Below are 5,860 nucleotides of genomic sequence, written 5' to 3'. Positions count from 1 at the left end.
ACCAGCTTGCAAATGATTGTCCTTTCCTTCATTTCTCTCCTATTACGAAGATTTTAAACAGGTTCTTACTTAATTTATGGTATTTACACAATCAAAAAAGCTTATTAACATTTCTTAATGAAAGCTCTAAACCATGAAAATCAATAATGAGATTAATAACAAGCTTCTTACTCGCAATTTTTTTGATTACACAAAGTGGTTGCACAACCCTTATAATAGGTGGTGTGGTGGCTACAGCGACAGCAGTAACAATGCAGGACAAATCCTTGGGAAATATCATTGATGATACGACTATGGTCATCAGAATTAATAAGGGGCTCTTAAAACATGGGCTATTTTCATCCATAAAGGTTAAAGTAAGTGAAGGAAGAGTATTGCTCATTGGAAGTGTTGACACTCCTGAAAAACAACTTACAGCAGAAAAAATAGCTTGGCAGCAAAAAGAAATTAAAGAAGTGATAAATGAAATAAGAGTAATACCAATTCAAATGGCTTCCATGCTAGACACCACTGTAGATGGCATGACAACAGCGGAAATAAGAACAAGACTCCTGGGAAAAAGAAATATTAAGTCAATTAATTATAGCGTTAATACGGTTGATAGAGTTGTTTATTTGATGGGTATAGCCCAAAATAAAGCGGAATTAAAAGCTGTAATAGCAATTGCAAGAAAAGTAAAGGGAGTAAAACAAGTTGTAAGTTATGTACGATACAGGTACAGTAAGTTACGCCATTAGGCAAAAATCGCTTTCAAATTATAACATTTGTACAGTTGTGACAATAGGTAGAGAACATAAATGAAAATTGCCTTTCAGATGGATGAAAATATAAATTTTGAAACTGACACTACATTCGTGCTAATAAAGGAAGCACAAAGGAGGAAGCACGAAGTTTTTGTCTATGCTCCTAACAATTTAGCACTAAAGCTAAACCATCCAATTGCTCTGGCTCAGAAAGTCAGCGTTGATGATTTTAGTTTTATCTCTAAAGAGGATGTAGCAATCAACTTGAATGAAATGGACATCATATTTATCAGACAGGATCCACCCTTTGATATGCGTTATATTACAACAACATATACCTTAGAAAAAACCAGCGCATTGGTAATTAACAATCCAACAGAAATAAGAAATTGTCCTGAAAAATTGATAACTTCATTATTTCCAGAGCTAATTCCGCCAACTTTGATTACTGAAAATATATCAATGATTAGAGATTTCTACTGCAACTATCAAGATATTATTCTGAAGCCATTGTATAGTTATGGAGGAAACGATGTGATAAGAATACAAGATGAGAATAGTATTCAAGTAGTAGTGGATCTCATGATAGCAAAATACGAATGCCCTGTGATTGCACAATCATTTTGTAAAAACATAGATAAAGATAAAAGAATATTGCTACTTTATGGCCAACCAATTGGTGTAATGAAACGAATTCCAAAAATCAGTGGAGAGATCAGAACAAACATGCGACTTGGAGCAAGTTTTGAGCCCGCTCAAATGAACGATAGAAACAATGAAATATGTAACAAAATTGGTCCTGAATTAAAGAAAAGAGGGCTAATATTTGTTGGTATTGATATTATAGATGACTTCCTGCTCGAAATTAACACAACTTCACCCACGGGAGTAGTTCATATCAATAAATTGTATAATATATCGCTAGAAAAAGATCTTTGGGATGTGTTTGAAGAAAAAGCAAGCAGCCATCAACTAAACCTGTGAACAATCACCTTAACAAACTCAGTAGTCCCATTCTTTATCCCTGTTTTTTCTGTACTATTGGTCATATCACGCAATTTTTGAGAATTATTTAATAGATCAAATAGTACCTCTGTTAGATTTTTTTTTGCTTCACTATTCTGCTTAACTATTATAGCTGCTCTCGAGTCTTCAATATATTTTGCGTTATAAAATTGGTGATTATCTTTTGAGTAAGGGTAAGGAATATATATAGCAGAACGCCTAGCAAGAGTGATCTCTGCTATTGAAGTTGCTCCTGCTCTGCTAATTACCAAGTGAGCATTGGCCAGTCTATTCCCCATATCATCAAAAAATTCACTCAATTCACAATCGATCTTTTCACTTTTGTATAGACTTTTGACCTTGTTTACATTTTTCTTCGTACATTGCTGCGTCACTCTAATTTTCTTTTTCATTTTAATAGGTAAATCACAAATTACGCTGCTTACTACATCATCAAAAAAATTTGCACCTTGGCTGCCTGCTATGACCAATATATTTAGGATTTTCTCAGTGCTAGAATGGCTCTGTGCTTTTATATCAACAAAATTTCCTGTAAAAATACATTTATTGCCCTCTGCATATTTAGTCTCCGGAAAGCTGGTTGCAATTAATTTTGCACTCTTGAAAAAGAATCTATTTACTCTCCCTAAAACTGTGTTTTGTTCATGTAAAATTATAGGTATAGAAAGAACTCTTGCTGCAAGAAGAGTTGGAAAAGAAGCATAGCTACCAAAACCAATGACCGATTTTGGTTTTAATTTTCTTACTTGATACAGTGCTAACATAGAGCTGTATATCAAGAAAAGGAAAAACTTAAATTTGTTGCTGCTTGGTCTACGTAATGGTAAGGTGTAGCTTTCTATGTCGGTATTTTTATTTGTTTTTTTATCAGTGAATAATATGCAATTGTATCCTTGTGTCTTTAGTGCTTTTGCTAAAGCTATGGCCGGAAAGATATGCCCACCTGTGCCACCTGTTGCTAAAATAATATCCATCTGTAAATAATAAATCCTAGATTGTTAACTGTTATTTAACAATTTGCACGTAGAATTTTATTAAGCGTTATGATAGTTGAGTTAAAAATGCCTAAAAGTAATAGTAAAAAAGAACCTAATGAGAAAAATAAACCTCAAGAACAAAGAGAAGGCAGAAGCGGAGGTTTTTTAGAACTGCTAAAAAATATAGTAAAAATTCTTTTCAATTCGGTTGTTGACCTATCTGAGCACGAGCAGCATAATAAAATGAAAAGCACTAGTCTACAACAAGGTTTGGATACTAAAGGAAAAGGCCCAGAAGATCTTCATCCAAAGGCAAAGCTTGAAGTTAAAGAAGCAGCTAAGGGATTGAAAGAAGAGTTACAGAATTCTGATGCTGGTGGTAATCAATCTATTGAAACTAAAGTGCCTAATCAAACTACTACTCAAGACATTGACAACTCTAAAACGATGGAACGTTAGTTCAACTATTTAACATCTGCAGCAAGCACTGATTCATGTATCATCTCTGAAATGGTTGGATGAGGAAAAATCGTGGATTTTATGTCGAAGTCTGTTCCTTCTAGTTGCTTTGCAAGAGCAAAATTGCTAATTAACTCCGTTACTTCTGCACCTATCATGTGGCTACCCAGAATTTCTCCGGTTTTTTTATCTATAATCGTTTTCACTAACCCTTCAGTTTCACTGAGTGCAACAGACTTACCATTAAAGTTAGAGTGAAATTTTCCTATTTTTATATCATACCCACCTTTTATTGCCTGTTCCTCAGTAAGGCCGATGCTCGCTATTTGTGGATGAGAATAAGTGCAATTTGGTATGCATTCTTTTTTTAACGCATGAGCATTTTTACCAGCAATCTTTTCAATGCAGATCACGGCTTCATGGCTCGCTTTATGTGCTAAACATGGTGGGCCAGCTACATCACCTATTGCATACACATTTGATTCACTAGTTTCATACCATTCATTCGTTTCAATAAAGCCAGAAGGGCTTAATTTAATTTTTGTATTTTCTAAACCTATATTTTCAATATTTGCTTGAATTCCAACCGCAACAATCACCCTCTCAAATTCTTTGCTCTCACCACTACTTAGTAGCACTTGAGCAGAGTCTTTACTTTTAGTAAGAGCTTTTACGCTACTGCTTGTATATATTTCTATCCCCTGTTTTGTGAATATTTCTTGTGCTAAATCTGAAATGTCCTTATCCTCCAGCGGCAAAATAGTGCCCTTTATCTCTATGATTGTTACATCAACACCCAAAGTACTATAAAAACTTGCAAATTCTATTCCAATTGCACCAGACCCTATAATTAGTAGCGATTTTGGTAATCTCTCTGGAGTCATAGCGTGCTGCGCATTCCATATTAAATCTCCATCTGCCTCTATTCCAGGCAGATTCCGTGCCCTCACGCCTGTTGCTAAAATGATATGCTTGGAAACAATTTCTTGTTCTTCCTTATCGCTAACGACTTTTATAGTACCATTGCCTGCAAGTTTACCAAAACCTTGATGAACTTTGATATTATTTTTTTTCATCAAATATGCAACACCGCTTGACAATTTATCAACAACGTTTCTTGAGTATTTCACTATTGATTGTATATCAAAATTCGCTCCCTTTACTTCTATACCAAACTCCTTTGATCTTTTTATTAGCCTATAAACCTCAGATGCTCTAAGCAGTGATTTTGTTGGTATACATCCCCAATTTAAGCATATACCGCCTAAATTTTTTTCTTTTTCCACAATTGCAGTTTTAAACCCAAGCTGTGCCGCCCTAATTGCCGCTATATAACCACCAGGACCGCTGCCTATAACCGTAATATCATACTCATTCATCAGTTTTCTTCGTATTCAAAAAGATTATATATAACAGATGGAACCCATACAATCAATGGTCTGTCATCTACCGTCTTAAGAGTCAAGATAAAAGTTGTTATTTTTTATCATGGCATTTAAACAAACGATAATTTTTCTCATGACAGCAACTAATGCAACCTTAGCAGCTTTGCCAGAATCAACCAAACGCTGATAAAACGCTTTCATTTTTCTGTTGTGGCGCATAGCAACAAGAGCTGACATGTATAGTGCTTTCCTTGCATAAAACCTGCCTCCTTTGATTTGAGCTTTGCCAACTTTTCTTCCACTTTCACTAGTTTTAGGTGCAACTCCAACTAAGCATGCAATTTCTCTATTCTCTAATCTACCAAGCTCAGGCACCTCTGTCAGTAGAACGCTCGCCGTCTTTGATCCAATACCTTTATAGCTGATTAAAAGCTCATTTTTTCCTTTCAATTCAGCTATTGCGTCTTCTATGTCTTGCCTAATTTCTTTCAATTGTTTTTCAGCAAACCCTATCTGTCTTTCTATATATTCTCTAGCTTTTCCCGTCGCACTTTGCAGGCGACACTTGTTTGCATGAATTGCATCATTTAAATTACGCTCAACTGCCCCCAGCTCCTTTAATTCCTCTTGCTTTTGTGAAATTATACATCCTTTTACTTCACCGTCTTTACTGACAAATTCAGCGTATTTTTCCAGTAATTTAGCATCTAACTTGTCAGTTTTTGCAAAATGATTGCAAGCTTTGGCAAATGCATATACCCGATTCGGGTGAGCTTTATGGACAGTTATCTTGCAACAATTTTATAATGAGCTTTTCATAGCCACCAGCTTACACATAACTTGATGGGTAAATCGACTATATTTGTTTCTATAAACTTAGATATAGCATCACTCACGTTTGCTATGCGCTTATGCTTGCCATTAATTGAGATGTCCAATGCTTCCTTGGAAACATCTACTCCCATGAAAATTATTCTAGCTATTTTTGTACCTATAAATATAATCAAACAATAATGCAAAATGCTGTATACAGGATTGTAATTCGATCTTTTAGATCCACCTACCGTTCGTACTACATTTTGCTTTAAGCCTTACTATTACCCACAAATAAAAACATAGTATTGTATTTACTCAAATAATTTAATTTTATTAACCTGAAAGCTTATTGGATTAAAATTATTAAACTAAGAGTTATAATTTTAGCAACTAAAAGCTGTAAATTGCACCATATAAACAGTTATTTCAAGCAAAAGTTATGCCATTAAGAGCT

5 protein-coding genes and 1 pseudogene are annotated in these 5,860 nt (G+C 34.7%); 3 read left to right on the top strand and 3 right to left on the bottom strand.

From position 1 onward, the window contains the following. Nucleotides 1–146 precede the first annotated feature (146 nt). Nucleotides 147–737 (top strand): BON domain-containing protein, encoded by a 591-nt coding sequence (locus tag OZD63_RS00845; RefSeq protein WP_275007840.1) that lies wholly within the window; start codon nt 147–149, stop codon nt 735–737. 60 nt (nt 738–797) lie between these two features. Next, a complete protein-coding gene (gene gshB / locus OZD63_RS00840) occupies nt 798–1,727 on the top strand; it encodes a glutathione synthase (RefSeq protein ID WP_275007838.1) in 930 nt (309 codons plus the stop codon). Here gshB and murG read toward each other — a convergent pair. Continuing rightward, nucleotides 1,712–2,743, bottom strand: a complete 1,032-nt coding sequence (gene murG, locus OZD63_RS00835) for an undecaprenyldiphospho-muramoylpentapeptide beta-N-acetylglucosaminyltransferase (protein ID WP_274979461.1) — start codon at nt 2,741–2,743, stop codon at nt 1,712–1,714. The two genes, gshB and murG, sit on opposite strands and share 16 nt — an antisense overlap. Nucleotides 2,744–2,812: 69 nt before the next feature. Here murG and OZD63_RS00830 point away from each other — a divergent pair, with 69 nt between their 5' ends. Next, nucleotides 2,813–3,205: a hypothetical protein gene (locus OZD63_RS00830; protein WP_275007837.1), complete on the top strand. Its 393-nt coding sequence runs from the start codon at nt 2,813–2,815 to the stop codon at nt 3,203–3,205. A gap of 5 nt (nt 3,206–3,210) precedes the next feature. On the opposite strand, the gene lpdA is transcribed toward OZD63_RS00830, so the two are convergent. Continuing rightward, nucleotides 3,211–4,584, bottom strand: a complete 1,374-nt coding sequence (gene lpdA / locus OZD63_RS00825; protein WP_275007835.1) for a dihydrolipoyl dehydrogenase — start codon at nt 4,582–4,584, stop codon at nt 3,211–3,213. A 75-nt stretch (nt 4,585–4,659) separates the two neighbouring features. Beyond that, nucleotides 4,660–5,573: pseudogene (locus OZD63_RS06215) on the bottom strand (IS110 family transposase). Nucleotides 5,574–5,860: the final 287 nt, after the last annotated feature.

This window comes from Wolbachia endosymbiont of Drosophila leontia, assembly GCF_028981785.1.
Taxonomy (GTDB): Bacteria; Pseudomonadota; Alphaproteobacteria; order Rickettsiales; family Anaplasmataceae; genus Wolbachia; species Wolbachia pipientis.
The sequence above is the reverse complement of the archived record's forward strand: the minus strand, read 5'-3'. Positions and strand labels throughout refer to the sequence as shown.

Excerpts from the sequence above, each read along its gene's own strand:
- OZD63_RS00845 (WP_275007840.1), top strand. The coding sequence starts at position 147 with ATGAGATTAATAACAAGCTTCTTACTCGCAATTTTTTTGATTACACAA.
- gshB (WP_275007838.1), top strand. The coding sequence starts at position 798 with ATGAAAATTGCCTTTCAGATGGATGAAAATATAAATTTTGAAACTGAC.
- murG (WP_274979461.1), bottom strand. The coding sequence starts at position 2,743 with ATGGATATTATTTTAGCAACAGGTGGCACAGGTGGGCATATCTTTCCG.
- OZD63_RS00830 (WP_275007837.1), top strand. The coding sequence starts at position 2,813 with ATGATAGTTGAGTTAAAAATGCCTAAAAGTAATAGTAAAAAAGAACCT.
- lpdA (WP_275007835.1), bottom strand. The coding sequence starts at position 4,584 with ATGAATGAGTATGATATTACGGTTATAGGCAGCGGTCCTGGTGGTTAT.